Origin of the sequence: Actinomadura soli, from assembly GCF_005889715.1 — a bacterium.
Classification (GTDB): domain Bacteria; phylum Actinomycetota; class Actinomycetes; order Streptosporangiales; family Streptosporangiaceae; genus Spirillospora; species Spirillospora soli.
Genome location: NZ_VCKW01000142.1, coordinates 1 through 22,551 on the forward strand (window position 1 = coordinate 1; position 22,551 = coordinate 22,551).

General features: G+C 73.4%; 27 protein-coding genes. 13 read left to right on the forward strand and 14 right to left on the reverse strand.

Features of this window, described 5'->3' with window-relative positions:
• On the reverse strand, positions 1-1,346 hold a 1,346-nt coding region (locus ETD83_RS25015; protein WP_205717865.1), incomplete at its 3' end, for a heavy-metal-associated domain-containing protein.
• A gap of 126 nt (positions 1,347-1,472) precedes the next feature.
• Between ETD83_RS25015 and ETD83_RS25020 the strand changes: the two genes are divergently transcribed.
• Both ETD83_RS25020 and ETD83_RS25025 read left to right on the forward strand, forming a co-directional pair.
• A complete protein-coding gene (locus ETD83_RS25020) occupies positions 1,473-2,513 on the forward strand; it encodes a Ppx/GppA phosphatase family protein (protein ID WP_138647654.1) in 1,041 nt (346 codons plus the stop codon).
• 73 nt (positions 2,514-2,586) lie between these two features.
• Entirely contained in the window at positions 2,587-3,150 is a 564-nt protein-coding gene (locus ETD83_RS25025) for a dihydrofolate reductase family protein (RefSeq protein ID WP_138647655.1), read from the forward strand.
• A gap of 9 nt (positions 3,151-3,159) precedes the next feature.
• Here the strand turns inward: ETD83_RS25025 and ETD83_RS25030 are convergent, their stop codons facing one another.
• From ETD83_RS25030 to ETD83_RS25040, 3 genes are all read right to left on the reverse strand, one after another.
• Positions 3,160-4,443 (reverse strand): RNA polymerase sigma factor, encoded by a 1,284-nt coding sequence (locus ETD83_RS25030; protein ID WP_138647656.1) that lies wholly within the window; start codon positions 4,441-4,443, stop codon positions 3,160-3,162.
• A gap of 15 nt (positions 4,444-4,458) precedes the next feature.
• A complete protein-coding gene (locus ETD83_RS25035) occupies positions 4,459-4,878 on the reverse strand; it encodes a YciI family protein (protein WP_138647657.1) in 420 nt (139 codons plus the stop codon).
• Between the two features lie 126 nt (positions 4,879-5,004).
• On the reverse strand, positions 5,005-6,393 hold the full coding sequence (locus ETD83_RS25040; protein ID WP_138647658.1) for an MFS transporter: 1,389 nt from the start codon (positions 6,391-6,393) through the stop codon (positions 5,005-5,007).
• Positions 6,394-6,477: 84 nt separating this feature from the next.
• On the opposite strand from ETD83_RS25040, the gene ETD83_RS25045 reads away from it, so the two are divergent.
• Positions 6,478-7,071 carry a TetR/AcrR family transcriptional regulator gene (locus tag ETD83_RS25045; RefSeq protein WP_138647659.1) on the forward strand — a complete coding sequence of 198 codons (594 nt, stop codon included), beginning with the start codon at positions 6,478-6,480 and terminating at the stop codon, positions 7,069-7,071.
• On the opposite strand, the gene ETD83_RS25050 is transcribed toward ETD83_RS25045, so the two are convergent.
• Entirely contained in the window at positions 7,057-7,551 is a 495-nt protein-coding gene (locus tag ETD83_RS25050; RefSeq protein WP_138647660.1) for a GNAT family N-acetyltransferase, read from the reverse strand. The two genes, ETD83_RS25045 and ETD83_RS25050, sit on opposite strands and share 15 nt — an antisense overlap.
• An 85-nt stretch (positions 7,552-7,636) precedes the next feature.
• On the opposite strand from ETD83_RS25050, the gene ETD83_RS25055 reads away from it, so the two are divergent.
• Positions 7,637-8,188 carry a CGNR zinc finger domain-containing protein gene (locus tag ETD83_RS25055; RefSeq protein WP_205717866.1) on the forward strand — a complete coding sequence of 184 codons (552 nt, stop codon included), beginning with the start codon at positions 7,637-7,639 and terminating at the stop codon, positions 8,186-8,188.
• 219 nt (positions 8,189-8,407) lie between these two features.
• On the opposite strand, the gene ETD83_RS43860 is transcribed toward ETD83_RS25055, so the two are convergent.
• The 4 genes from ETD83_RS43860 to ETD83_RS42780 form a co-directional block, all read right to left on the reverse strand.
• The gene (locus ETD83_RS43860; RefSeq protein ID WP_205717867.1) at positions 8,408-8,686 is read right to left on the reverse strand and encodes a hypothetical protein; all 279 of its coding nucleotides are present in this window, start codon (positions 8,684-8,686) and stop codon (positions 8,408-8,410) included.
• A 5-nt stretch (positions 8,687-8,691) separates the two neighbouring features.
• Positions 8,692-9,303, reverse strand: a complete 612-nt coding sequence (locus tag ETD83_RS43865) for an SDR family NAD(P)-dependent oxidoreductase (protein WP_205717868.1) — start codon at positions 9,301-9,303, stop codon at positions 8,692-8,694.
• 260 nt (positions 9,304-9,563) lie between these two features.
• Positions 9,564-10,295, reverse strand: coding sequence for a TetR/AcrR family transcriptional regulator (locus ETD83_RS25065; RefSeq protein ID WP_138647662.1), 732 nt, complete (start codon positions 10,293-10,295; stop codon positions 9,564-9,566).
• Positions 10,296-10,328: 33 nt separating this feature from the next.
• Positions 10,329-10,559, reverse strand: a complete 231-nt coding sequence (locus tag ETD83_RS42780) for a CoA transferase (RefSeq protein ID WP_268920494.1) — start codon at positions 10,557-10,559, stop codon at positions 10,329-10,331.
• Positions 10,560-10,574: 15 nt separating this feature from the next.
• Here ETD83_RS42780 and ETD83_RS45465 point away from each other — a divergent pair, with 15 nt between their 5' ends.
• The 5 genes from ETD83_RS45465 (at position 10,575) to ETD83_RS25090 (ending at position 13,250) form a co-directional block, all read left to right on the forward strand.
• A complete protein-coding gene (locus ETD83_RS45465) occupies positions 10,575-10,706 on the forward strand; it encodes a hypothetical protein (RefSeq protein WP_268920495.1) in 132 nt (43 codons plus the stop codon).
• A 100-nt stretch (positions 10,707-10,806) separates the two neighbouring features.
• Positions 10,807-11,199, forward strand: coding sequence for a nuclear transport factor 2 family protein (locus tag ETD83_RS25075; protein WP_138647664.1), 393 nt, complete (start codon positions 10,807-10,809; stop codon positions 11,197-11,199).
• 129 nt (positions 11,200-11,328) lie between these two features.
• The gene (locus ETD83_RS25080; protein ID WP_230421159.1) at positions 11,329-12,159 is read left to right on the forward strand and encodes an undecaprenyl-diphosphate phosphatase; all 831 of its coding nucleotides are present in this window, start codon (positions 11,329-11,331) and stop codon (positions 12,157-12,159) included.
• A 23-nt stretch (positions 12,160-12,182) separates the two neighbouring features.
• A complete protein-coding gene (locus ETD83_RS25085; RefSeq protein WP_138647666.1) occupies positions 12,183-12,926 on the forward strand; it encodes a dienelactone hydrolase family protein in 744 nt (247 codons plus the stop codon).
• A gap of 12 nt (positions 12,927-12,938) precedes the next feature.
• On the forward strand, positions 12,939-13,250 hold the full coding sequence (locus tag ETD83_RS25090) for a DUF6295 family protein (RefSeq protein WP_138647667.1): 312 nt from the start codon (positions 12,939-12,941) through the stop codon (positions 13,248-13,250).
• 6 nt (positions 13,251-13,256) lie between these two features.
• Here ETD83_RS25090 and ETD83_RS25095 read toward each other — a convergent pair whose 3' ends face one another.
• Positions 13,257-13,739, reverse strand: coding sequence for a VOC family protein (locus ETD83_RS25095; RefSeq protein WP_138647668.1), 483 nt, complete (start codon positions 13,737-13,739; stop codon positions 13,257-13,259).
• A 185-nt stretch (positions 13,740-13,924) separates the two neighbouring features.
• Between ETD83_RS25095 and ETD83_RS25100 the strand changes: the two genes are divergently transcribed.
• Entirely contained in the window at positions 13,925-15,199 is a 1,275-nt protein-coding gene (locus ETD83_RS25100; protein ID WP_205717869.1) for a pyridoxal phosphate-dependent aminotransferase, read from the forward strand.
• Positions 15,200-15,211: 12 nt separating this feature from the next.
• On the opposite strand, the gene ETD83_RS25105 is transcribed toward ETD83_RS25100, so the two are convergent.
• Both ETD83_RS25105 and ETD83_RS25110 read right to left on the reverse strand, forming a co-directional pair.
• A complete protein-coding gene (locus tag ETD83_RS25105; protein WP_138647670.1) occupies positions 15,212-16,162 on the reverse strand; it encodes a DNA polymerase domain-containing protein in 951 nt (316 codons plus the stop codon).
• Between the two features lie 58 nt (positions 16,163-16,220).
• Positions 16,221-17,669 carry a serine/threonine-protein kinase gene (locus tag ETD83_RS25110; protein WP_138647671.1) on the reverse strand — a complete coding sequence of 483 codons (1,449 nt, stop codon included), beginning with the start codon at positions 17,667-17,669 and terminating at the stop codon, positions 16,221-16,223.
• A 74-nt stretch (positions 17,670-17,743) separates the two neighbouring features.
• On the opposite strand from ETD83_RS25110, the gene ETD83_RS45735 reads away from it, so the two are divergent.
• A complete protein-coding gene (locus ETD83_RS45735) occupies positions 17,744-20,641 on the forward strand; it encodes a helix-turn-helix transcriptional regulator (RefSeq protein WP_329602975.1) in 2,898 nt (965 codons plus the stop codon).
• Here ETD83_RS45735 and ETD83_RS25120 read toward each other — a convergent pair.
• Both ETD83_RS25120 and ETD83_RS25125 read right to left on the reverse strand, forming a co-directional pair.
• On the reverse strand, positions 20,638-20,922 hold the full coding sequence (locus ETD83_RS25120) for a sulfurtransferase TusA family protein (protein WP_138647672.1): 285 nt from the start codon (positions 20,920-20,922) through the stop codon (positions 20,638-20,640). The genes ETD83_RS45735 and ETD83_RS25120 overlap by 4 nt on opposite strands.
• Positions 20,923-21,022: 100 nt before the next feature.
• The gene (locus ETD83_RS25125) at positions 21,023-21,706 is read right to left on the reverse strand and encodes a carbon-nitrogen hydrolase family protein (protein ID WP_138647673.1); all 684 of its coding nucleotides are present in this window, start codon (positions 21,704-21,706) and stop codon (positions 21,023-21,025) included.
• 194 nt (positions 21,707-21,900) lie between these two features.
• Here ETD83_RS25125 and ETD83_RS25130 point away from each other — a divergent pair, with 194 nt between their 5' ends.
• Positions 21,901-22,242 carry an STAS domain-containing protein gene (locus tag ETD83_RS25130; RefSeq protein WP_138647674.1) on the forward strand — a complete coding sequence of 114 codons (342 nt, stop codon included), beginning with the start codon at positions 21,901-21,903 and terminating at the stop codon, positions 22,240-22,242.
• Positions 22,243-22,397: 155 nt separating this feature from the next.
• Positions 22,398-22,551: maltotransferase domain-containing protein (locus ETD83_RS25135; RefSeq protein ID WP_138647675.1), on the forward strand; the 154-nt coding region annotated here is incomplete at its 3' end.

Consider the following 22,551-nt stretch of genomic DNA (forward strand, 5'->3'; position numbering starts at 1 on the left):
GCCAGGGGATCGAGGGAGCAGCCCACCCGGACCCGCCCGAAGAGCCCGCCGTGCTCGTCCATCAGGTCCAGCGTGACGCCCCGCGGATCGGCGGGGGCGCCGGACGGGGCGTCCGCCGCCCGCACCAGGCGCCATTCCGCCTCGGCGCCGCCGCTCCAGGGGCCCGGCCCGGCCAGGTCGTCGGGGTCGAGGTCCGCCAGCACCGCCCCGGCCGCGCGCCACACGCCCGCGTCGTCCAGGTCCTCGCCGGTGGCGACCGCCGACAGCAGCCGCAGGTCGCCGTCGCACAGGACCGAGGAGTCGATGACGACCGCGCTGACCCTGTCCAGCCGGCGCAGCGCGGCCGGGTCGAGGACCACCGTGCCGTGTCCTGCCAGGTCGTGGGCCAGCACGGCGGCGAACGCCTCCCGGCCGTGCCGCGCCGCCTTGGCCACGGTCGCCAGGAGCAGGTCGGCGGCGGCCGACGCGTCGCGCGTGCCCGCGAGGACGGCGGCCCCGCCGAGCAGGTGCCCGAGCGCGGTGCGGTTCGCGGCCTTCTCCACCGGCCCGTCCGGCAGCGGGCACGGCCGCTCGGTCCGGGCGCCGCACTCCTGCGGCTGCCGCCCCGCCGCCGCCAGCAACGGCTCCCGGCGCCGCCACGCGGCGCGGCGCGCCCCGATCTCGTGGAGCTGGAAGACCCGGTGGACAGCGTCGGTGACCGGCGGCGCGACGCCGTGCCCGGCGCTCTGGACGACCGCGTTGGCGACCCCGAGCAGCGCGTCGGCGCGCAGCCGGCCGAGCCGCCGCTCCACGGCCGTCCGCACCTGCGGCATCGAGTCCGCCACCGCGACCGCGGCCCGCATCGGGCTCGGCACCGGCGGAAGGGCCAGCAGCCGGGCGGCGGCCGCCCCGACCGCCCCGGCGACGTCCGCCGCCAGCGCGGACGTGGCCGCCGCCCATGCCATCTCGTCATCGGGCCACCGCACGTGGGCGTCCTCATCGAAGCGGCCGACCCGGCGCGCTTCCTCCACGTCTTCGACGACCTCTACCAGGTCGTCGAGGCTCACGCCGCCTTCCTTGTACGCCACCAGGACGTGGCCGGTGACCGCGTTGACCTCCGCCCAGTTCACGCCGTCCAGTTGCCGCAGCGCCTCCGTCAGCGCCCGCACGTACCGCCGGTGCCGCGGCCCTTCCCCCGACAGGCCGTTCGCCTGGATGTGCGCGCGTCCCGCGTGGGACCACACCCGCCGTACGCGGCCTCCCGCGGCCAGGGCCGCGAACGCGCCGGCCGTCCGGGACGCCTTCTCCGCCGCCGCGGCCGGGACGCCCAGCACCGACCTGGCCAGGGACGCGCCCGGAATCCCCACGACCGCTCCTCCCGCATGGAAACGCCGACCGGGTACCCGCGACCGGGCACCGCAAACAAGCGGCGGGGTGGCGGCGGCCCGGAAGCCTCCGCCAATGAATCCGCTCCATCCGGGTACTGCGTCGGCATGCGAATCGGTGTGCTGGACGTCGGGTCGAACTCCGCCCATCTCATGGTCGTGGACATCAGCGTCGGCGAGCCGCCGCGTCCGGTCACGGCGGTCAAGCGCCCGACCCGGCTCGCCGAGGCGATCGACGCCCGCGGGGCCGTGGGCGGCGGCGCGGTCTGCCGGCTGGTGGGGTCGGTCGGGGAGGCCGCGTGCGCCGCGACCGACCAGGGCGTCGAGGAGCTGATCGCGTTCGCGACGTCCGCCGTCCGGGACGCGGCGAACCAGGACGAGATCGTCGCCCGGGTGGCGGCGGCGACCGGCGTCCGGCTCGGGTTCCTGTCCGGCCGGGACGAGGCGCGGCTGACGTTCCTGGCCGCCCGCGCCTGGTACGGGTGGTCGGCGGGACGGCTGCTGCTCGTCGACATCGGCGGCGGATCACTGGAGATCGCGCACGGGGACGCGCAGGAGCCCGCGCTCGCGCTGTCGCTGCCGCTGGGCGCCGGGCGGCTCACCCGCGAGCAGCTCCCGGGCGACCCGCCGTCCCGCAAGCACGTCCGCCGGCTGCGCCGCCGCGTGTACGAGGAGCTGTCGAAGGCCGCCGCCGAGGTGGCGCCGGGCCTGGACGGCGGGCTCCCGGTGCGGCCGGTGGCGACGTCCAAGACGTTCACCCAGCTGGCCCGCCTCACCGGGGCGCCCAAGCGCAAGGCCGGCCCGTACGCGCCGCGCGTGCTGGAGCTGGAGCGGCTGCGCGAGCAGATCCCGGTGCTGGCGTCCAGGACCGCCGCGCGCCGGGCGAAGCTGCGCGGGGTGTCCCGGCCCCGGGCGGCGCAGATCCTCGCCGGCGCGATCGTGGCCGAGGCCCTCATGACCACGTTGAAGATCAGCCGGGTGGACATCTGCCCGTGGGCGATCCGGGAGGGCCTGGTGGCGCGGCGCCTGCAGGCGATGTCCGATCCCGCGGCGGCCGACGACGAGACCGCGCGGCTGACCCAGGCCGTCCCCGCGCCGCGTCCGGCCGGACGGCCGGCGCTGCGCGCGGTGCCCCAGCTCGGCGGGTGACCGCGCCCGGCGGCGATGACTTCGGCGCCCGCGGGCGGTCCAACCGGGAAAGGCGCCAACCAGGAGGGTCAGCATGCGGAAGCTCGTGGTCACGGAGAACATCACGCTCGACGGTGTCATCGACATGGCGGAGGGCTGGTTCGACCCGCTCGCCGAGGACGTCGACCAGACCGACATCACGGCGGCGACCGCCGAGCATCGCGAGGCGGCCGACGCGCTCCTCGTCGGCCGGAACACCTTCGAGGACTTCCGCGGCTTCTGGCCGAAGCGGACGGACGACCCGACGGGCGTGTCCGGCTACCTCAACGCGGTGGACAAGTACGTCGTCTCCAGCACCATGCGAGACCCCGGATGGCAGAACTCCACCGTGTTGCGCGGGCCTCTCGCGGACGAGGTCAACGCGCTGAAGGCGGCCCCGGGACGCGACATCGTCGCCACGGGCAGCATCCGGCTCGTCCACGCGCTGATCGCCGCGGACCTGGTCGACGAGTACCGGCTGTTCGTCTTCCCGGTCGTCGTCGGCCACGGAGCGCGGCTGTTCGAGTCGGGCGCGGCGCGGCTGCGGCTTCTGGAGACGCGCCGGTTCGTCTCCGGCGCGGTGCTGCTGCGCTACGCGCCGGCGGGCGCTCACCCCTAGCGGGGGCGGTCAGGCCAGGTCAGCGAGCTTGCCTTCCAGCAGCGCGCGTTCGCGCTCGTTGCCGCACAGCTCCACGGCGCGCTTCAGCTCGACGCGTGCCTCGCCGGTGCGTCCGAGGCGGGCGAGCAGTTCCCCGCGGACGCCGGGTAGCAGGTGCGAGGCCGCCAGCTCGCCCGCGGCGGCCAGGTCGTCCACGATCGGGAGCGCCGCGGACGGTCCGTGCGCCATGGAGACGGCGACCGCCCGGTTGAGGTCGACCACCGGGGACGGCGCGAGCCGTCCGAGCGTCTCGTAGATGAGGACGACGCGCTCCCAGTTCGTCTCGTCCACCGACGGCGCGACGGCGTGGCATTCGGCGATGGCCGCCTGCAGGCCGTAGGCGCCGAGACCGCGGCCCGCCTTCTCCGCGCGGGCGAGCGCGGCGCGCCCGCGGCGGATCGCGGCGCGGTCCCAGCGGCGGCGGTCCTGGTGCTCCAGCAGAACGGGCTCGCCGTCCGGGCCGGTGCGGGCGGGGAAGCGCGCCGCGGTCAGCTCCAGCAGCGCCAGCAGGCCGTGCACCTCGGGCTCGCCCGGCACCAGCCGGCCCAGCACCCGGGCCAGCCGCAGCGCCTCGCCGGCGAGGTCGAACCGGATCAGGTCACCGCCGGAGCTGGCCGAGGACCCCTCGGTGAAGATCAGGTAGATGACGCCGAGCACCGAGCCGAGTTGCCCGGCCCGCTCCCCCGCCGGCGGCACCTGGAACGGCACCCGGGCCGCCGCGAGCGTCTTCTTCGCCCGGGTGATGCGGGCCTGCACGGTGGCGGTCGGGACGAGCAGCGCCCTGGCGATCTCGTCGCTGGTCAGGCCGCCGACGACGCGCAGCGTGAGCGCCAGCCGCGCCTCCCGCGACAGCACCGGGTGGCAGGCGACGAACATCAGCGCCAGGACGTCGTCGTCGATCTGGTCCGGGTCCCACAGGACGTCGCCGTCGCGGGCCGGGTCGGCGGGCTCGCCGCCCGCGGCCACGCCGCCCTCGCCCAGGTGGCGGGCGAGGGCGGCGTACCGGTCGTCGAGCGCGGACCGGCGGCGGAACCCGTCGATCGCGCGGCGCCGCCCGACGGTGAGCAGCCATCCGGCCGGGCTGCGCGGGACGCCGTCGCGCGGCCACGTCACCAGCGCCTCGGCCAGGGCCTCCTGGGCGAGGTCCTCGGCGAGGGCGAAGTCCCCGGTGTAGCGCGCGAGCGCGCCCACGATCCGGGCGGACTCGATCCGCCAGACGGCGGCCACGGCCTCACGGCCCGACGGGTCGGCCATCTCCGCTCCGCTCGCTCAGAGCTGGCCGTGGGCCTCGCGCCACTCCCGCTCCTTCTTGATCCACTCGTTGTCCTGCGGGAACTCGTCGATTCCGGTGACCCGGCGGATCTCGGTCTTGAAGCCGGGCCCGGTGAGCGGCTGCCGCTTGGCCCACTCGACGGCCTCCTCCTTCGACGCCACGTTGAGGACGTAGAGGCCGAAGAACAGCTCCTTGGTCTCCCCGTACGGGCCGTCGGTGACCACCGGCGGCTCGGACGAGTAGTCGACCACGACGCCCTCGCCGGCGTCGGCGAGCCCCTCGGCGGCCAGGAGCACGCCCGCCCGGATCAGCTCCTGGTTGTACGTGCCGACGGTCTCGATCATCTCGTTGTGGTCGATGTCCCTCATCTTCGCGAGGGCCTCGTCGGTGGCGCGAAAGATCAGCATGTACTTCATGTCTTCGTCTTCCCTTGAGATCGTCGGGGCCCCTGTCCGGGACCCTCTCATCCCTAGGTCGAACGGGGGCCGGCGCGGATCGACACGGCCCCCGGTCTTTCTTGAAACCCTTCCCCACCTGCGCCGTCACCGCGCCCGGCCGGGCGTCAGGACGGCCGCCGCGAGCGCGCCCACGGCCGCGGCGACGGCGGCGAGGACGAACCCGTCGGTGAACCCGTCGAGGGTGTCGCCCACCAGGCTGGCCGCCGCGACGCTGGAGATGACGGCGGCCCCGATGGACGCGCCGAACTCGTGGAACGTGCTGACGATCCCGGACGCGATGCCGGACTCGTGCGGGGCCACCTGCCCGAGCGCGGTCGCCGACGCGACGACGAACATCGCGCCCGTCCCGGCGCCCGCGACGGCGGTGCCCGCCACGACCGTCACGGGGTTCATCGACAGCGCGGGGACGGCCATCCCGATCGCGGCGATCACGAGCCCGGCGACGGCGAGCGGACGCGCGGACGCGCGGGCGAGGGCACGGCCGGTGAGGTTCGCCCCGAGCATCGTCGCCACCGCGACCGGGAGGAACAGCAGGCCGGTCCGCAGCGCGCCGAAGTCCTCCGCGTGCTGGAAGTAGAACGTGCCGAGGAAGAACACCGCGATCATCAGCGCGGTCGCCATCAGGATCAGGAAGGTGCCGGTGGCCACCGGGCGCCGCACCAGGAGCGCGACGTCCATCATGGGCGACGCCGCCGTCTTCTGCCGGATCACGAAGGCCACGTAGCCGGCCGCGGCGAGCAGCACCAGCGCCCCGGTCGCGGCGGTGACCCAGCCGTGGTCCCCGGCACGGATGAACGCGTAGATCAGCGACCCGGACGACGCGGTGACCAGCAGCGCGCCGAGCACGTCGAGCCGGGGGCGCGGGACGGCCACCGCCTGGCCGGGCAGCATCCGGGCGAGGGCGGCGAGGATCACCAGGCCGATCGGCACGTTGACGTAGAAGACCCAGGGCCAGCCGGGTCCGGCGGTGAGCGCGCCGCCGAGCAGCACGCCGAGGGCCGCGCCGCCGCCGCCGAGCGCGGACCAGACGCCGAGCGCCTTGTTCCGCTCGTCGCCGTCGAACAGGCGCACCACGAAGGACAGCGCGGACGGGGACATCAGCGCCGCGCCGACCCCCTGCGCGACCCGGCCGCCGAGGAGCAGCCCCGCCCCGCCGGCGAGCCCGGTCGCCAGCGACGCGGCCGTGAAGATCAGCAGGCCGGCCAGCACCGTCCGCTTGGCCCCGAACAGGTCGGCGGCCCGGCCGCCGATCAGCATCAGGCCGCCGAAGGTGAGGGTGTAGGCGCTGACCGTCCAGGTCACGGCCTGGCGGCCCAGGCCGAGGTCGGTCTCGATGTGCGGCAGCGCGATCGCCACGACGGTGACGTCGAGGATCAGCATGAGCTGCGCCACGCCGAGGAATCCGAGGATGCGCCACCGCAGCGGGTGCGCCGCGCCGTCCCGCGCCGCGGCGTCGTGGGTTTTCTGTGTCATCTCCGGCTCTCCTTAACTCGTACTGTGCCGTACAACTTCTTGGAGAGTAACATGTATTCCGGTGTACGAGTTAGGATGTTCGGCATGCCGACCGCCGCTTCCGGCCGCCGCCGGCGCGCAGACGCCGAGCGCAGCATCGCCCGCATCGTCTCCGCCGCCCGCGAGAGCCTCAGCCGAGACCCGAACGCCAGCATCGACGACATCGCCAAGGCCGCCGGGGTCGGCCGGATGACGCTCTACGGCCACTTCCGCAACCGGGCCGAGCTGGTCGAGGCCGCCCTGACGGACGCGCTGCGCGCCGGCGACGAGGTCCTGTCGGCCGTCGACCTGACCGGGGACGCGCGCGCGGCGCTCACCCGGCTGCTGGAATCGAGCTGGTCGCTGGTGGCCGAGTCCACGGCGCTGCTGACGGCGGCGCAGGGCACGCTCCCGCCGGGACGCATCCGCAATCTGCACGCCGCCCCTGCGGAGCGCGTCGAGGAGCTGATCCGGCGCGGCCAGGATCAGGGCGTGTTCCGCACCGACCTGCCGATCACCTGGCTGGTGGGCGTGCTCCAGTTCGTCCTGCACGGGGCGGCGGAGGAGAACCGGACCGGACGCCTGAAGCCAGAGGACACCGCCCGCGTCGTCATCGCGACGGTGCAGTCGATCCTGGCCGTCCCCTCAGCGGAGGGCTAGCGCGCCCAGAGCCTTGGCATACCGGAGGACAGGGACGGGCACCGTGCCGCCGGTCGAGGTCGGCGCCGCGTAGGTCATGGCGCCGGTGTTCCGCCATCCGTGGAACTCGTAGAAGCGCCGGGCCCGCGCGTTGCCGGGCACCACAGCGAGCCACGCCTCCTCGCGCTCGCCCGCGAACCGCTCCTCCGCGCTTCGCAGCAGCGCGCCGCCGACGCCCTGACCCCGAGCCGACCGGTCGACCGCCAGCTGGACGACCTCGCCCTCGGCGCGACCAAGGATGATCATGCCCAGGAAGCGGCCGTCGTCGGTGGCCACGATGGTGGAGTCCGCGTACTTCGCGGCGTGGACGGCGAAGTGCCCGGGGCCGCGCGCGTCCATCAGCTCGGCGGGGACGTGACCGGCGTGGCCGTCGAGCCACGCCGCGCGCCACATCGGGGCGAGCCTCGGCAGGTCGGCCGTCTCGGCGGGCCGCAGGATCATCGCCGTCACCTTCTCCCGGATGCCTTGTCACTGCCGTATCCTTTGACGACAGTTACACGGTAACCGGGCGGAGGTCACTGGTCAATTGCTTCTAGACAGTTACATGGACGCGGGCGTGCTCGTCGCCGTCGATCTCGTCAACCGGATGGTGGTCCGTCCCGAACCGGTCGAGGACATGGCCGTCCTGCGCGAGGTCCTGGCGGTCGACCCGCCCTCGGTCGCGCAGCTCGCGCCCGGCCACGTGCCCGGCTTCGCCGCCCTCGCCCGCGAGCTGCGGGCCGTCTTCGAGGATCTGAGCGGCGGTGCCGAGGACGCCGCCGCCGACCGGCTGAACCAGCTGCTCGCGGCGCACCCCGCCCACCCGCACCTGGCGAAGGAGGACGGACGGTGGCGCCTGCACCACCACCCGGCCGACGCGGCCCTGGTGCCGATGTGGACGTCCATCTGCGCCGAGGCGCTGGCGCGGCTGCTGGCGGGCGGTCACGGCGACCGCGCCGGCTCCTGCGCCGACGACCGGTGCGGACGGGCCTTCGTCGACACCAGCCGCAACGGCAGCCGCCGCTTCTGCACGACCACCTGCCAGAACCGCGTCAAGACCGCCGCACTGCGCCGCCGCCGCGCCGCACTGGGCGATTGAACCGGCGTCAACCGCCGCGCGGGTAGCGCGCGTACCGGGCGCCGAGGCGACCCCGGTCGGCCGGTTCTACGCGAGGTTCGGCCAGCACCTGCACTCGCTGGCCTGGTACGTCAAGGACCTGCGGGGCCTCTACGAGCGGCTGCGCTCGGCGGGCGTGCGCGTGACCGGGCCCGGCGGAGCGGACATGGAGCCGGTGTCGGGCGAGTTCCCCGGCTCGCTCTACACCCATCCGAGGGACAGCCACGGCGCCATCGAGTTCGTGGACGTCGAGGCGGTGAGGGCCTGGAGGACCCCCGGTTCCGTCCCGGGTTCTCGACGTCCTACTGGAGCGACGAGCAGCCGCTGGGCGTCGAACGCGTCGCGTACATGACCGTGGTCGTCCGCGACCTGGACCCCTGCGGTCGCGTTCCACGTGGGCGCGCTCGGCGGCGAGGTGCTGCGCCGGGGCCGGGGCGCGGACGCCACCGACAGCGTCTTCGTGCACGTCGGCGAGGACACGGCCATCAAACTGGCCCGTCCGGACGACGAGCGGAGCCGGGCGGGGCGCGACGCTGATGCGGCCTTCGTGGACGTTGAAGACGCGCCCGGTGACGTCCTTGGAGCCGGTGCCGGCGAGCCAGGCCGTCAGCGGCGCGATGTTCTCGGGGGGCGAACGGGTCGAAGTCGTCGCGGGCGGCCATCCGCTCCTGCCCGCGCGGCGTGATCATGCGGGTGCGCGCGGACGGGGACACCGCGTTGACCGTGATCCCGTAGCGGGCCGGCTCCAGCGACGCGATGATCGTGAACCCGGCGATGCCGTCCTTGGCGGCGCCGTGGTTGCTCTGCCCGGTGTTGCCGAACAGGCCGGACACCGACGAGGTGTTGATGATGCGGGCGTCCACCGGCGCACCGGCTTTGGAGCGTTCCCGCCAGTGCCGGGCGGTCTTGCGGGCGACCAGGAACGTGCCCCGCAGGTGGACGGCGATGACGGAGTCCCACTCGTCCTCGGTCATGTTGACAATGGTGCGGTCGCGCAGGATGCCCGCGTTGTTCACCACCGCGTGCAGCGCGCCGAAGCTGTCGAGGGCCAGCCGGACGAGCCCGGCGGCGCCGTCGGCGGTGGACACGGCCCCCACCGGCCGCGACGATCTCCTCGGCGACCTCCTTGGGCGCGGCCGATGCCGCGTCCCGCGCCGGTGACCACCGCCACCCGGCCTTCACACATCCTCGCCACTGCCGTTCTCTTCACTCGTCGAAGGAGGGCGACTCCTCCAGCCGAGGTGGTCGCGGGACGCGCCCGGGGCCGCCCGCCTCCGCTAGACCACCAACCGTCTGGTCGATATCCAATTGCCGACAAAGGTTTATCCGAGGGGCTCGGCAGAACGGCCTGGCCGGTTTACCCGGTTTCGCCGGACGACTTCGCCACAAGCTCGTCGGAACCACCGAGACCGCGGATGAAAAAGGTCGCGTACCAGTCGGCGAGTTCGGCGTAGGAGAGCCGCCCCGAGGGCTTGAACCACGTCTGCGTCGTGTTCATCAACTCGAACAGCGTGCTGGTCACGACGCTGGGGTCGACGCCCGAGTCGAAGTCGCCGTCGCGCATTCCCTGCTCGATTATCTCCTTGGCGAACGCACTGAATTTGTCGCGTTCGGCGATGACCTCCTTGAGGCGCTTGCCGCGCAGCCGGCCGAACTCGCTCTCTGCGACCCCGCGCCAGAGACGCTGCTTGCGGTTGAGCGCCATCCACCGGCGGATGAAGGCCCGCAGCCGCACGGGCGCGGCGGCCTCGGCGATCTCGGGCTCCTCCACCAGGGAGGGCTGGTGGGCGTCCAGCGCGCGCTGCACCAATTCAAAGAGCAAGTCTTCCTTGTTCTTGAAATAGTAGTACATGCTGCCCTTGAGGATGCCGACCGTATTGGCGATGTCCTGAAGGCTGGTGGCCTCGTAGCCCTTCTGCGAGAAGATCTTCGCGGCGGCTTCGACAATCTCTTCCCAGCGCTGTTCTCCGGCCACCCGTGATTTGGTGGCGGTGCGCTGTCGTCCTTGGGACACGCTCAAAATCATCATTCCCTTCATCGATTCGGCGTGCCCGCTGAGTCTACCAAGGGCGGCGTCGCGAAATCCCACGTACAAGCGGGTCAGGCGATGCCCCGGACTCCTTCAGCCTGCCGATTTCCGCCCAGTCGTGGCCGAGCTCCAGTAGCACCTCTTCGGGTGCGCGGCGGCCTCGGGCGCGGGACGGAGTTCGGGCTGCCGCCCGTCGAACCTGACCGGCGCCCGGACGAGCGTGATGTCCTGCCCGGACGGATGCTCGACGTCGGTGACGTACCCGTTCGCGGTGACCTGCGGGTCGTCCAGGACCTCGGGCATCGCCTGCCACGGCGCGCTCAGCGGCCGGAGATCGGCATGGGGCTCGTCCCTGGAGCGGGCGGGACGGTCAGCATCCCCCGCCGCATCGGCCGCTGGCGGACCCTCCACCTCGCCCTGACCGGAACCCCGACCGCCCTCACCTGGGGCCTCATCGACGCGACCGGCTGAACCGCCCGCGGCCGGCGAAGGCGGGTGGCGGACGGCGGCAGGCTCTGACACCATTCTTCTAGTTCACTAGTCAATAATCTGACCGTCGGGGGTCGGGCCCATGCATCCCTTCCGAGCGGCCGCCGAGGCCCGCGACCACGCGGCGATCGAAGCCCTGCTCGCCGACGACGTCGTGTTCACCAGCCCGGTGGCGTACCGGCCGTATCCCGGCAAGGCCATCACGACGGCGATCCTGCGCGCCGTCCTGCGGGTGTTCTCCGACATGCGCTACGTCCGGGAGATCGGCGGCGCGGGCGGCCGCGACCACGCGCTGCTCTTCGAGGCGAAGGTCGGCGACCTGGAGCTCACCGGCTGCGACTTCCTCCGGCACAACGACGAGGGCCTGATCGAGGACCTGACGGTCATGGTCCGGCCGCTGTCGGCGGCCAAGGCCCTCGCGGCGGCCATGGCCGCGGAGTTCGAGCGGGTCGAGCGCGAGGCCGCGGCCGGCTGATCCCTCCGGGCGCGCGGCTTCGGTGAACGACCGGTGACGATGTTTCGCGCATCGGACGTAGTGATCGGTTTCCCTTAGTAGGCTCGCCGCGGGCATACGCAGGTCAGGAGAGGAACCGGATCATTGAGCGTGATCAACGTCGGGCAGGCCATCGTTCTCGGGATCGTGGAGGGCCTGACCGAGTTCCTCCCGGTGTCCTCGACCGGCCATCTGAAGATCGCTGAGGGCCTGATGGGCATCCCGGTCGAGGACGACGCGGTGGTCGGATTCACCGCCGTCATCCAGGCCGGGGCGATCGCGGCGGTCCTGGTGTACTTCTTCACCGACATCCTCCGCATCGCCAAGGCGTGGGGGCGCGGCATCGTCAAGCCGTCCGAGCGCTACCACCACGACTACAAGTTCGGGTGGTGGGTCATCTTCGCGACGCTGCCCGTCGTCGCCGTCGGCGTCGCCGCGGACGACCTCATCCACGGGCCGCTCGCGTCGCTGTGGGTGGTCGCCGGGTCGCTGATCGGCGGCAGCGTCGTGATGTGGCTCGCCGACCGGTACGGGCGGCACAAGCGCGGCGAGGACGACATCTCCCTCACCGACGCGATGCTGATCGGCTCCTCGCAGATCCTCGCGATGCTGTTCCCGGGCTTCTCCCGGTCCGGCGCGACCATGTCCACCGGGCTGCTGCTCGGCCTGGACCGGGTCGCCGCGACGCGGCTGTCGTTCTTCCTGGGCATCCCCGCGCTGACCGGGGCCGGGATCTACGAGCTGCCCGGCGCGATGGGGACGGGCGCGGGCACGCTGCCGCTGATCGTCGGCACCGGCGTCTCGTTCATCGTCGCGTACGCGTCCATCGCCTGGCTGCTGCGGTTCGTGCAGCGCCACAGCTTCACCTCGTTCGTGGTCTACCGGGTCGCGATCGGCCTGCTCCTGTTCGCCCTCCTCGGCGCGGGAACGTTGAACGCCTGAGCCCCGCACGGTAAGGCGGGACCATGAACGATGCGATATGGGCAGGAACCGTCTCCGTCGCCGGGCACGAGGGCGCCGAACTCGAGGCGTATCTCGCGCGGCCGCTGAGCGACGTCCCGCGCGGCGGCGTCGTGGTGATCCACCACATGCCGGGGTACGACCCGGGCACCAAGGAGTTCGTCCGGACGTTCGCCGCGCACGGGTACGCGGCGCTCTGCCCGAACCTGTACTCGCGGGAGGGCGCCGGCGTCAGCCCCGACGACCAGGCCGCCTCGGCCCGCGCCAAGGGCGGCGTCCCGGACGGGCAGCTCGTCGGCGACGTCGCCGGAGCCGCCGCCCACCTGAACGCGCTCGACCACGCCAACGGGAGGATCGGCGTGATCGGGCACTGCTCGGGCGGGCGGCAGGCGTTCCTCGCCGCGTGCTCCCTGGACCTCGACGCCGCCGTCGACTGCTACGGCGCCTTCGTCGTCAGCGACCCGCCGGGCGACCACCCGACGGCCGCCAGGTCGATCGTCGCCAAGGCGCCGGACCTGTCGTGCCCGCTGCTCGGCCTGTTCGGCGAGGACGACAGGTTCCCGTCCCCGGACGAGGTCGCCGCGCTGGACGCCGAGCTGACCAGGCTCGGCAAGGAGCACGAGTTCCACACCTACGCCGGGGCAGGGCACGCGTTCTTCGCCGTCGAGCGCCCTGCGTTCCGTCCCGCCGCCGCCAAGGACGGCTGGGCGAAGATCTTCGCCTTCTACGGCCGCCACCTGAGCGCCTGAGAGGAGACCGCGATGTGCACCTACCAGACGATCACGGTGGACCTGGACGGCGCGGCCAAGGGCGCGAACGGCTGGTTCACGCTGACCGGCGGCGCCGTCTACGTCGACCACCCGTTCCACGCCTGCCACGAGCACACGGTGAACATCGACTTCACCAACGCGGGCGACGGCCCGTCCGCGCGGGTCGCGGTCGAGCTGACCGAGGAGTCGGCGCTGGCGCTGGTCGAGGCCGTCCAGAAGGCGCTGGCGTCGGCACCGCCCGGTCTCGCGTCCGCCGCCGGGTCCCCGGCGGCGGGCCGGGGCGCGGACGCGGGGCCGGGCTGACGCGGGTCAGCCGCCGGCGTGGGCCTTCTTCAGCGCGGCGATGTCGAGCTTGCCGTGGGTCGACAGCATCGCCTGGGCGGCGCGCTTCGCCTTCTCCGGGTCCGGGTCGCTCATCAGCTCGTAGAGCACGGTCGGGATGACCTGCCAGGACAGGCCGAACTTGTCCTTCAGCCAGCCGCAGTAGGACTCCTCGCCGCCCTCGGTGAGCCGGTTCCAGTAGTAGTCGACCTCGGCCTGGTCCTCGCAGTGGATCTGGAACGAGACCGACTCGTTGAACGTGAACTCGGGGCCGCCGTTGAGGCCGACGAACTTCTGCCCGTTCAGCTCGAACTCGATCGTCATCACGGTGCCCGGCTCGCCCCGGCCGCCCTCGCCGACGCGCTGGACGTCGCCGAGCTCGGAGTTCTTGAAGATGGAGACGTAGTGGTTCGCCGCCTCCTCGGCCTGCCCGTCGAACCACAAGCACGTCGTCAGCTTCTCGTCGGCCATCGGAACCTCCCTGAATCGGATCGTTGTCAGCCATGCAGACCAGGCGCGTCCTGGAATCTCATCGGCCGGCGGACGCTGAACCCGGACGACGGCGGGGCCGTACCCCTGGGGCGACCAGCCATCCGACACCATCGGACGCCGCCCCGGGACGCGGCGGGCGTCCCCGCCGCGCGAGGAGCACATCCGTGTCATCGGACGCGATCGATCCGGGAGTCCTGCGCAGGAACGCGCACAGCCCGTCCTTCTTCGCCCTCCAGCGCGCCGCGTCCGGACGGCGGGACCTGGTCGACTTCTGCATCCCGTGCAACCCCTACTTCCCGACGCCCGGGATGTTCTCGCAGCTCGCGGGCGCGCTGGAGCAGATCCTGAAGTACTACCCGAGCGACGCCGACACGATCACCGCGGAGCTGTGCGAGACGCTCGGGCACAACCCGCAGACGGTGGTGATGGGCAACGGGTCGACGGAGCTGATCACCTGGATCGACCATCTGCTGGTCCGGGAGAGCCTCGCGACGCCGATCCCGACGTTCGGGCGGTGGACGGACCAGCCGCTGGAGACCGGCAAGCGCGTCGACATGTTCCAGCTCCACGAGATGCGCGGGTTCGAGTTCGACGTGGACGCGTTCGTCCATTTCATCCGGATGCGCGGATCGCGGGCCGCCGTCGTCTGCAACCCGAACAACCCCGACGGCGGCTATGTCCCGCGGCGCGAGGTCGTCCGGCTGCTGGACCAGCTCATCGACCTGGACCTCGTCGTGGTGGACGAGTCGTTCCTCGACTTCGCGGACGCCGAGCCGCACACCAGCGTCGCCGACGAGGCCCGGATCCGCCCCAACGTCATCGTGCTGAAGAGCCTCGGCAAGAACTTCGGGCTGCACGGCGTCCGGTTCGGCTACATGGTGGCGAACCCTGCGCTGGCCCGGACGGTCCGGGAGGCGCTGCCGAAATGGAACCTGAACTCCTTCGCGGAGGTCGTGGTGTTCCTGCTGCGCGAGCACGCCGCGGAGTACCGGGAGAGCCTGCGGCTGCTGGCCCGCGACCGGCTGCTGATGTCGCAGCAGCTCGCGGGCCTGCCCGGGCTGAAGGTGTTCCCGTCCCAGGGCAACTTCGTCATGGTCAAGCTGCCGGACGGCAAGGACGGCGTCGCGCTGCGCGACCATCTGCTGGGGCACCACGGGGTGTTCGTCCGGGAGTGCGGCAACAAGCTCGGGTCGTCGAGCCAGTTCCTGCGGCTGGTCGTCCGGCCGCAGCAGGACGTGCAGCGGCTGCTGATCGGGCTCGGTTCCTTCCTTTACGGAACCGCGGCCGAGGAGCCGCCCGACAACGCCGTCTCGCCCGACAACGTCGTCTCGCCCGGCCACGGGTGGGGCGAGGCGGACGTGACGGCGGCGAGCCGCTTCTCCGGGCCGCCGCCGCAGCGCGAGCCCGCCCCGCACGAGGACTTCCGGACCGCGATCTGACCCGGCGGACGGTCAGGTGTTCCGGCGGGCGCGGGCCCGGCGCTTGCCCTCGTGCATGGCCTGGACGCGGGCGATCGGGATCGTGTGGCCCTCCGCGACCAGATCGTCGGGGAGCCGCTGCGGGGACGGCATCAGCTCGCCCCACGGGTCGCGGTCGCCCAGCAGGCCGGCCGCGTTCCGGACGGTGAAGTCGCCCGGCGTGACGCCGTCGAGCCCGTCCCACGGGAGGGGGAACGAGACCGTCGCGCCGGGGCGGATGCGCGGGCTGTAGGCGGCGACGACGGTCGCGCCGCCGGCACGGGTCGAGTCGAGGAACACCTTGCCGGCGCGGTCCTCCCGGATGAAGGCCGTCGTGGCGAGGGCGGGATCGAGGCGTTCGGCGCGCGCGGCCAGGGCCCGGGTCGCGGCGGCGACGTCGTCGGCGGGCTGCCCGTCGAGCGGCACGAACACGTGGACGCCCTTGGCGCCGCTGGTCTTGACGGCGCCCTGGAGCCCGCAGTCGTCCATCGCCCGGCGCACCAGGTGGGCGGCCTGGACGACGGCGCCGAACCCGCCGCCCTCGGGCGGGTCGAGGTCGATGACCAGGTGGGTGGGACGGTCCCACGCGTCAGCGCGGACGAGCGGCGGGTGGTACTCGACGGCGCGCTGGTTGGCGAACCACAGCAGCGTGCGCCGGTCGTCACACAGCGCGTAGGAGACCTCGCGCTGGGACGTCTCCGCCCATACCGACACCGTCCGGACCCACGACGGCGTGTACTTCGGGGTGTTCTTCTGCATGAACGGCTCCTGGCCGGGCCGCACGCGCTTGACCGACAGCGGCCGTCCGGCGAGCTGCGGGACGATGCGCCCGGACACGGCGTCCAGGTAGTCGACCAGGTCGCGTTTGGTGGCGTCCGCCCCGTCGAACAGCGGCTGGTCGAGGTTCGTCAGCCGGACCCCGTCCCGTTCCTCTTCGGCGCTCACCCGCACAGCTTCGCACGCCGGTGTGTCAAAACCACCGGCACGTCACCCCGACGGCCCTTCAGAGGGTCTCGTCGAGTGCCAGGTCGGCGGCGCGGCGCAGGGCGCGGAGGTCGGCGGCGTTGACGTTCGGGGTCGAGCAGGTCGCCGAGGCGACGACGTTCCCCTTCCGCGCGTTGACCACGGCCCAGGAGTCCTTGGTGCGCCCGTCGCAGCTCTCCTCGCCCACTCCGGTGCTCGACGTGGGGTCGCCGGTGCAGCCGAAGTCGGTGCCCCCGTTCAGCGCGTGGCGGGCCCATTCGACGCCGGTCTTCGGGTCGTCCGGCTTGTAGAGGTTGAGCTGGATCTGGAAGGTGTTCTTCGGCGGGAACCGGCCGGTCCCGAACGCGCACAGCCGCCATTCCCCGTACTGGTCCTTGTTCCCCTGCGGAATGCGGCGGCCGTTCGCGGCGCCCATGTCGCGCAGGACCTCCTTGCCGTCGCCGGAGTCGTACAGCTTGCACATGTCCGGGAGGGACGTGGCGACGACCTGGGAGTCCAGGAGCTGCCGCCCCAGCAGGACGCCTCCGGCGGCCAGCGCCGCCACGACCGGCACCGCGATCGCCGGGACGAGCCACGGCCACACGCGCCGCCTGCGCGGCCGGGCCGAAGGGAGGGTCGGCGCCGGCGCCACCGACCACGTGGCCACCGGCGGCGCGTGCGGCATGAACGCGGTGTCCTGGCCGGTCAGCCGGGAGACCAGCTCGGACGCGGCCGGACGGAGCGCCGGGTCCTTGGCCAGGCAGGAGCGGACGACGTCGCGCAGCGGCCCGTCCATGCCGGACAGGTCGGGTTCCTCGCTCAGGATCTGGTGGAAGAGGGCCTGCATCCCGGCCCGCGCGAACGCCGGATGCCCGGTCGCGGCGAACACCATCACCGCGCCCCATGCGAACACGTCGGCCGCAGCGGTGACGGCGTGCCCCTCGATCTGCTCGGGCGCCATGTACGCGGGCGTGCCGATCGGCCCCTTGGTCAGGGACGAGGTCATGTCGAGCGCGCGGGCGATCCCGAAGTCGATGATGCGGGGCCCGTCCGGTCCGAGCAGCACGTTGTGCGGTTTGAAGTCGCGGTGGACGATCCCGGCGGCGTGGACGGTCGCCAGCGCCGACGCCGTGCCGACGGCCAGCTTTTCCAGGGCCGCGCCCCGCCGCGGGCCCTCGGCCTTCACCGCGTCCTGGAGGGACGGCCCGTCCACGTACTCGCTGACCACGTAGGCGGCGGTCTGGTCGAGCCGCACGTCGACGATCCGCACCGTGCAGGAGGGCGCGACCCTGCGGGCCGCCTCGACCTCCCGCTCCATCCGCCGCAGCGCGTCCCGGTCCAGCCCGCGCAGCACCTTGACCGCGACCCGCTCCCCCACGAGGTTGCCGCCGAGGTACACGACGCCCTGCCCGCCCTCGCCGAGCCGGCCCAGCAGCTCCCACGGGCCCACATGGCGGGGATCGCCCGGCTCCAACGGCATCGCGGACATCCGACTCCTTCACGGCTGGGCTGGGCGATCTCCCCTTTTACCGCATTCCACACTGAGTGAGGCACGCTTGTACGGTGAACGCTCATGTGACGAGTCCCCTGTTCGTCGGGCGCGTCCGGGAATCGGCCGCGCTCGGCGACGCGTACCGCGCCGCGCGGGACGGGTCGCCGTCCGCGGTGCTGCTGGGCGGCGAGGCGGGCGTGGGAAAGACGCGGCTGGTCGGCGAGTTCGGGGCGCGGGCCCGGGCGGACGGGGCGCGGGTCCTCGTCGGCGGCTGCCTGGAGCTCGGCACCGAGGGGCTGCCGTTCGCGCCGTTCACTGCGGCGCTGCGCGGGCTCGTCCGCGACATCGGCGTGGACGGGGTGCGGGACCTGCTCCCGCGGGGCGCGGGCGCGGAGCTCGGGCGGCTGCTGCCCGACTTCGGCGAGGCCGGCGCCGACACCTTCACCGGCGAGGCCAGGGCCCGGCTGTTCGAGCTGGTGCTCACGCTGCTGGAGCGGCTCGCCGCGGCCGCGCCGGTCGTGCTCGTCGTCGAGGACGCGCACTGGGCCGACACCTCCACGCGGGACCTGCTGACGTTCCTCGTCCGCAACCTCGGCGCGGGCGCCGCGCTGCTGGTCGTCACCACGTACCGGACGGACGAGCTGCACCGCACGCATCCGCTGCGGCCGCTGCTCAACGAGCTGGAACGGGTGGAGCGGGTGCGGCGCGTGGAGGTGGCGCGGCTCGGCCGGGACGAGGTCGCCGAGCTGGTCCGGGGCATCCTCGGCGCGGCCGGGACCGCCGGGGTCGCGGCGGAGATCTTCGCGCGCAGCGACGGCAACCCGCTGTTCGCGGAGGCGCTGCTCGGCTCGCGCGACGACCCCGAGCTGCCGGAGTCGCTGCGCGACCTGCTGCTCGGCGCCGTCCACCGGCTGCCCGAGGAGACGCAGGAGATCCTGCGCGTCGCGGCGGGCGGCGGCGCGCGGATCGAGCACGAGCTGCTCGCCGCGGTCGCGGGCGTGGACGAGCGGACGCTGACCCGCGGCCTGCGCCCGGCCGTCGCGTCCAACACGCTGGTCGTCGACGGCGACGGGTACGCGTTCCGGCACGCGCTGATCCGCGAGGCCGTCCACGACGACCTGCTGCCCGGCGAGCGGACGCGGCTGCACGTCCGGTACGCGGAGGTACTGGAGGCGCGGCCCGCGCTGATGCCGGACCGGCAGCGGATGATCATGCTCGCCCACCACTGGCACGCGGCGCACGACGCCGGCAGCGCGCTGGCCGCCGCGTGGCGGGCGGCCGGCGAGACGCGCAAGGCGGCCGCCTACGCCGAGTCGCTGCGGATGGCGTCGCGCGTGCTGGACCTGTGGGACCGGGTGCCGGACGCGGCGGACCGCATCGGCGTCCCGCACGCCAAGGTCATCGAGAAGGCCGTCACGCTCGCCCACCTCGCCGGGGAGACCGACATCGGGATCAGGCTCGCCACGGCCGCGCTGGCGGAGGCGCGCGACGACCCCGCGCACCTCGGTCCCATGCGCACGGCGCGCCTGTACGAGCGGCGCGGCCTGATGGCCATGCGGCTCGGCCGGGACGAGGCGATCGGCGACCTCCGCGAGGCGGCCCGGCTCGCGCCCGCCGACCCGCCGAGCGAGACCCGCGCCCGCGTCCTCGCGACGCTCGCCTACCAGACCCACGCGCTGCCCGGCATGCGGGACGAGGCGCACGCCGCCGCCGAGGAGGCCCTGTCCGTCGCGCGGGCCGTGGGGGACGTCCCGGTGGAGATCCACCTGGACCTCTGGTTCGCGTGGGACGAGCTGTTCCGCGACGGCGACATCGAGGAGTTCCTCGCGCGCGTCGAGCGGGCGGCGGGCCGGGCCGAGGAGGCCCGCGCGTTCGAGCCGCTGCTGCGCGCGCTCACCAACCGGTCCGACATCCTGGAGATGTGCGGGCGGTCGGCGGAGGCCGCCGACGTCGCCGCGCTCGGCGTGGCGAAGGCCGACGAGTACGGGCTCGGCCGGACCACCGGGACGTTCCTCGCGTTCAACACCGCCGAGCCGCTGATCTCGCTCGGCCGCTGGGACGAGGCGCTCGCCGTCATCGACCGGGCCCTCGCGCAGGACCCGCCCGCCCTCATCCGGGGGAGCCTGAACTTCCTCACCGGCGGCATCGCGGTGGACCGGGGCGACCTGGACGCGGCGGAGCGCGAGGCACGGGCGGCGCGGCGGCGGATCCCGCACGGCGCCGCCCGCCGCGCCCAGGACCTGTTCCCCGTCTGCCGCCTCGACGCGCTGATCGCCCTCGGGCGGGGCCGCCCGGCCGACGCCCTGGAGGCGCTCGGGCCGGTCCTCGCCGATCGCGGCCTGCCGGACGAGTCCCGCTACGCCCTCCCCGGCCTCGTCGTCGCGGCCACCGCCTGCGCCGACCTCGGCGACCCGGGCCCGCTCGCCGCGCTCCGGGCCCGCGCCGCGGGGATCCGGGTCTACGGGCCCGTCCAGGAGGCGCACCGGCTGACGTTCCTCGCGGAGGCGGCCCGCGCCGAGGGCGTCCTCGACGGGAACGCGTGGGAGGCGGCGGTGAAGGCGTGGGACGCGCTCGACCGCCCGTTCCCGCTCGCGTTCGCGCTGACCCGCGCGGCGGAGGCGTCCGCGGGCCACGACCGGGACGGCACCGCCGCACGGCTGCGCCGCGCCGCCGCCATCGCCGGGGATCTGGGGGCCGTCCCGCTCCGCGAGCACGTCGACCTGCTGGCCCGCCGCGCCCGCGTCGACCTCGGCGGCGCGCCCGCGTCCCCCGGCCTGGGCCTGACCCCGCGCGAGGCCGAGGTGCTGCGGCTGGTCGCCGAGGGCCGCAGCAACCGCGACATCGCCGAGGCCCTGTTCATCTCCGCCAAGACCGCGAGCGTGCACGTCTCCAACATCCTGGGCAAGCTGGGCGTCTCCACCCGCACCGAGGCGGCGGCCACGGCCCACCGCCTGCGCCTGTTCGACTAACGCCGGTTGGCGGGGCGCCAGGGGGATTCCGCGGAGGTGGGACGGGGGTCGGCGGCCACCTGGAGCGCGTAGGTGGGGCGCTCGGCGGCGTCGAGCGGGCCGAGATAGGTGTGGCCCGTCAGATGGCACCAGGCGGGCAGGTCGATGGGGGCCGCCGGATCGGTGGCGATCAGGTGGATGACGGTGCCGGGGGCGAGGCCGGCGATGTGGCCGCGCAGCTCCAGGAGGAGGCGCACGCAGGAGCGGTCGCCGCCGTCGATCACGACTGGGTCCGAACTCATTCCCTCTCTCCCGGTCCGGGTTCTTCGCGAACCTAGCAGTGACTCGGGAGAAATTTGGGGCTAAGGCATGACATAGCGGTCAGAGCAGGATGGACAGCGGTCAGAGCAGGGTGGCGCGGGCGAGGGCGCCGGGTTCGGGTCCCGCCTGCGCGACGACGAGACCGTCCGGGGTGCGGATGCTGGAGTGCCCGGCGGCCGGGTCGTAGCCGCCGCCGGCCCGGCCCGCGAAGCTCGCGAAGGCGACCCAGACGCCGTGGACGGTCGCGGCGCGGTGGGCGCGCTCGTCCACGACGGCCGGATCGTTGTCGCACACCCCGGCGAGGTAGGCGTCGATGCCCAGGGCGGCGGTGTCGGCGAGATGCCGCGGGACGCCCGTGTCCTTGCAGACCGCCAGGCCGAAGCGCCAGCCGTCGACGCTGATGACGGCGGGCCCCTCGCCGGGCCGGAACCGCACGGCCTCGGCGTCGCCCAGGTTGATCTTCCGGTAGACGACCGAGATTCCGGCGGCGTCGACGCGGAGCACCGCGATGTGCGAATCGACCGGGGCGCCCGCCAGGGCGACGGTGCCCGACGCCGCGCAGGCGTCGACAAGGGGCGCCAGGCGCGGATCGGCGGGGCTGATGTTCTCAGCGTCCAGTTCGTATCCGCTCAGGGAAAGCTCAGGAAACAGGACCATCCTGGACCGTGCGGCGCGGATCGTCCCGGCGTGCGCGGCGACGTTGGCGCCGACGTCGCGGGGCGTGCAGGGCGGCTGGGCCACGGCCAGGGTCAGCGGCGCGGGCATACGGGCCTCCGAAAGCGACAAATCAGGATCAATCCACGATGAACGGGATCGTCGGCGATATGGGGGATCGACGTCCTAGACTTGACCATTTCTTTCAGGTTCCGTCCAGGTTCGGGGCTTACAGTCGCAGTGAGATACCCCCCGCTGTCATCCAGGTGAGGAACTCGACTTTGGGGCGGACCATGGATCTCGGAGTGGCACGAGTGGAGATCACGGAGACCTGCGGCACGCTCACATTCCCGGCCGAGGTCGACGTGAGCAACGGCGAGGCGATCCTCGGTCAGGCCGTGCGACTCCTCGACTCCGGGACGCCGGCCCTCATCCTCGACCTGACCGGCTGCACGTTCTGCGACTCCAACGGGCTGAACGTCATCACGCGCTCGCAGATGCGGGCCACCGAGCTCGGCGTGCCGATGTGGGTGGTGCTGCCGTCGCGCGGCATCGTCCGCCGGGTGTCGGACGTGGCGGGCCTGCAGCGCCGGGTCGCCATCGCGCCGGACGTGACGACCGCCCGCGAGGCGCTCGCGCACTCCTGATTGTCACGCTCCACGGCGGCGCCGCCGTCCCCGAGGCCCGCCGGGCGCGGCAGAGGATCTCTTTACATGATCTTGTGGTGGCGCTGATGGCGCAGACTTGCGGACGGGGCATGGATGCCTAAGACCGACGGGCGGCTAGGGGCTGGAGCGCGCACATGCAGGTGAAGCTGGAGGCGGAACTCGGCCGCATTCCGATCCTTGAGGTGGCGCCGGTGGTGGGGTGTGGCCGGTGGCCGGCGAAGGCGGTGGTGGGTGAGTCGGTGGTGGTGTCGGCGACGGTGTTCCGTGAGGGGCATGAGCGGTTGGGTG

Coding starts and splice junctions, on each gene's coding strand:
- ETD83_RS25020 (WP_138647654.1), top strand. CDS start 1,473: ATGCGAATCGGTGTGCTGGACGTCGGGTCGAACTCCGCCCATCTCATG.
- ETD83_RS25025 (WP_138647655.1), top strand. CDS start 2,587: ATGCGGAAGCTCGTGGTCACGGAGAACATCACGCTCGACGGTGTCATC.
- ETD83_RS25030 (WP_138647656.1), bottom strand. CDS start 4,443: ATGGCCGACCCGTCGGGCCGTGAGGCCGTGGCCGCCGTCTGGCGGATC.
- ETD83_RS25035 (WP_138647657.1), bottom strand. CDS start 4,878: ATGAAGTACATGCTGATCTTTCGCGCCACCGACGAGGCCCTCGCGAAG.
- ETD83_RS25040 (WP_138647658.1), bottom strand. CDS start 6,393: ATGACACAGAAAACCCACGACGCCGCGGCGCGGGACGGCGCGGCGCAC.
- ETD83_RS25045 (WP_138647659.1), top strand. CDS start 6,478: ATGCCGACCGCCGCTTCCGGCCGCCGCCGGCGCGCAGACGCCGAGCGC.
- ETD83_RS25050 (WP_138647660.1), bottom strand. CDS start 7,551: ATGATCCTGCGGCCCGCCGAGACGGCCGACCTGCCGAGGCTCGCCCCG.
- ETD83_RS45465 (WP_268920495.1), top strand. CDS start 10,575: ATGGGGCTCGTCCCTGGAGCGGGCGGGACGGTCAGCATCCCCCGCCGC.
- ETD83_RS25075 (WP_138647664.1), top strand. CDS start 10,807: ATGCATCCCTTCCGAGCGGCCGCCGAGGCCCGCGACCACGCGGCGATC.
- ETD83_RS25085 (WP_138647666.1), top strand. CDS start 12,183: ATGAACGATGCGATATGGGCAGGAACCGTCTCCGTCGCCGGGCACGAG.
- ETD83_RS25090 (WP_138647667.1), top strand. CDS start 12,939: ATGTGCACCTACCAGACGATCACGGTGGACCTGGACGGCGCGGCCAAG.
- ETD83_RS25095 (WP_138647668.1), bottom strand. CDS start 13,739: ATGGCCGACGAGAAGCTGACGACGTGCTTGTGGTTCGACGGGCAGGCC.
- ETD83_RS25110 (WP_138647671.1), bottom strand. CDS start 17,669: ATGTCCGCGATGCCGTTGGAGCCGGGCGATCCCCGCCATGTGGGCCCG.
- ETD83_RS25120 (WP_138647672.1), bottom strand. CDS start 20,922: ATGAGTTCGGACCCAGTCGTGATCGACGGCGGCGACCGCTCCTGCGTG.
- ETD83_RS25125 (WP_138647673.1), bottom strand. CDS start 21,706: ATGCCCGCGCCGCTGACCCTGGCCGTGGCCCAGCCGCCCTGCACGCCC.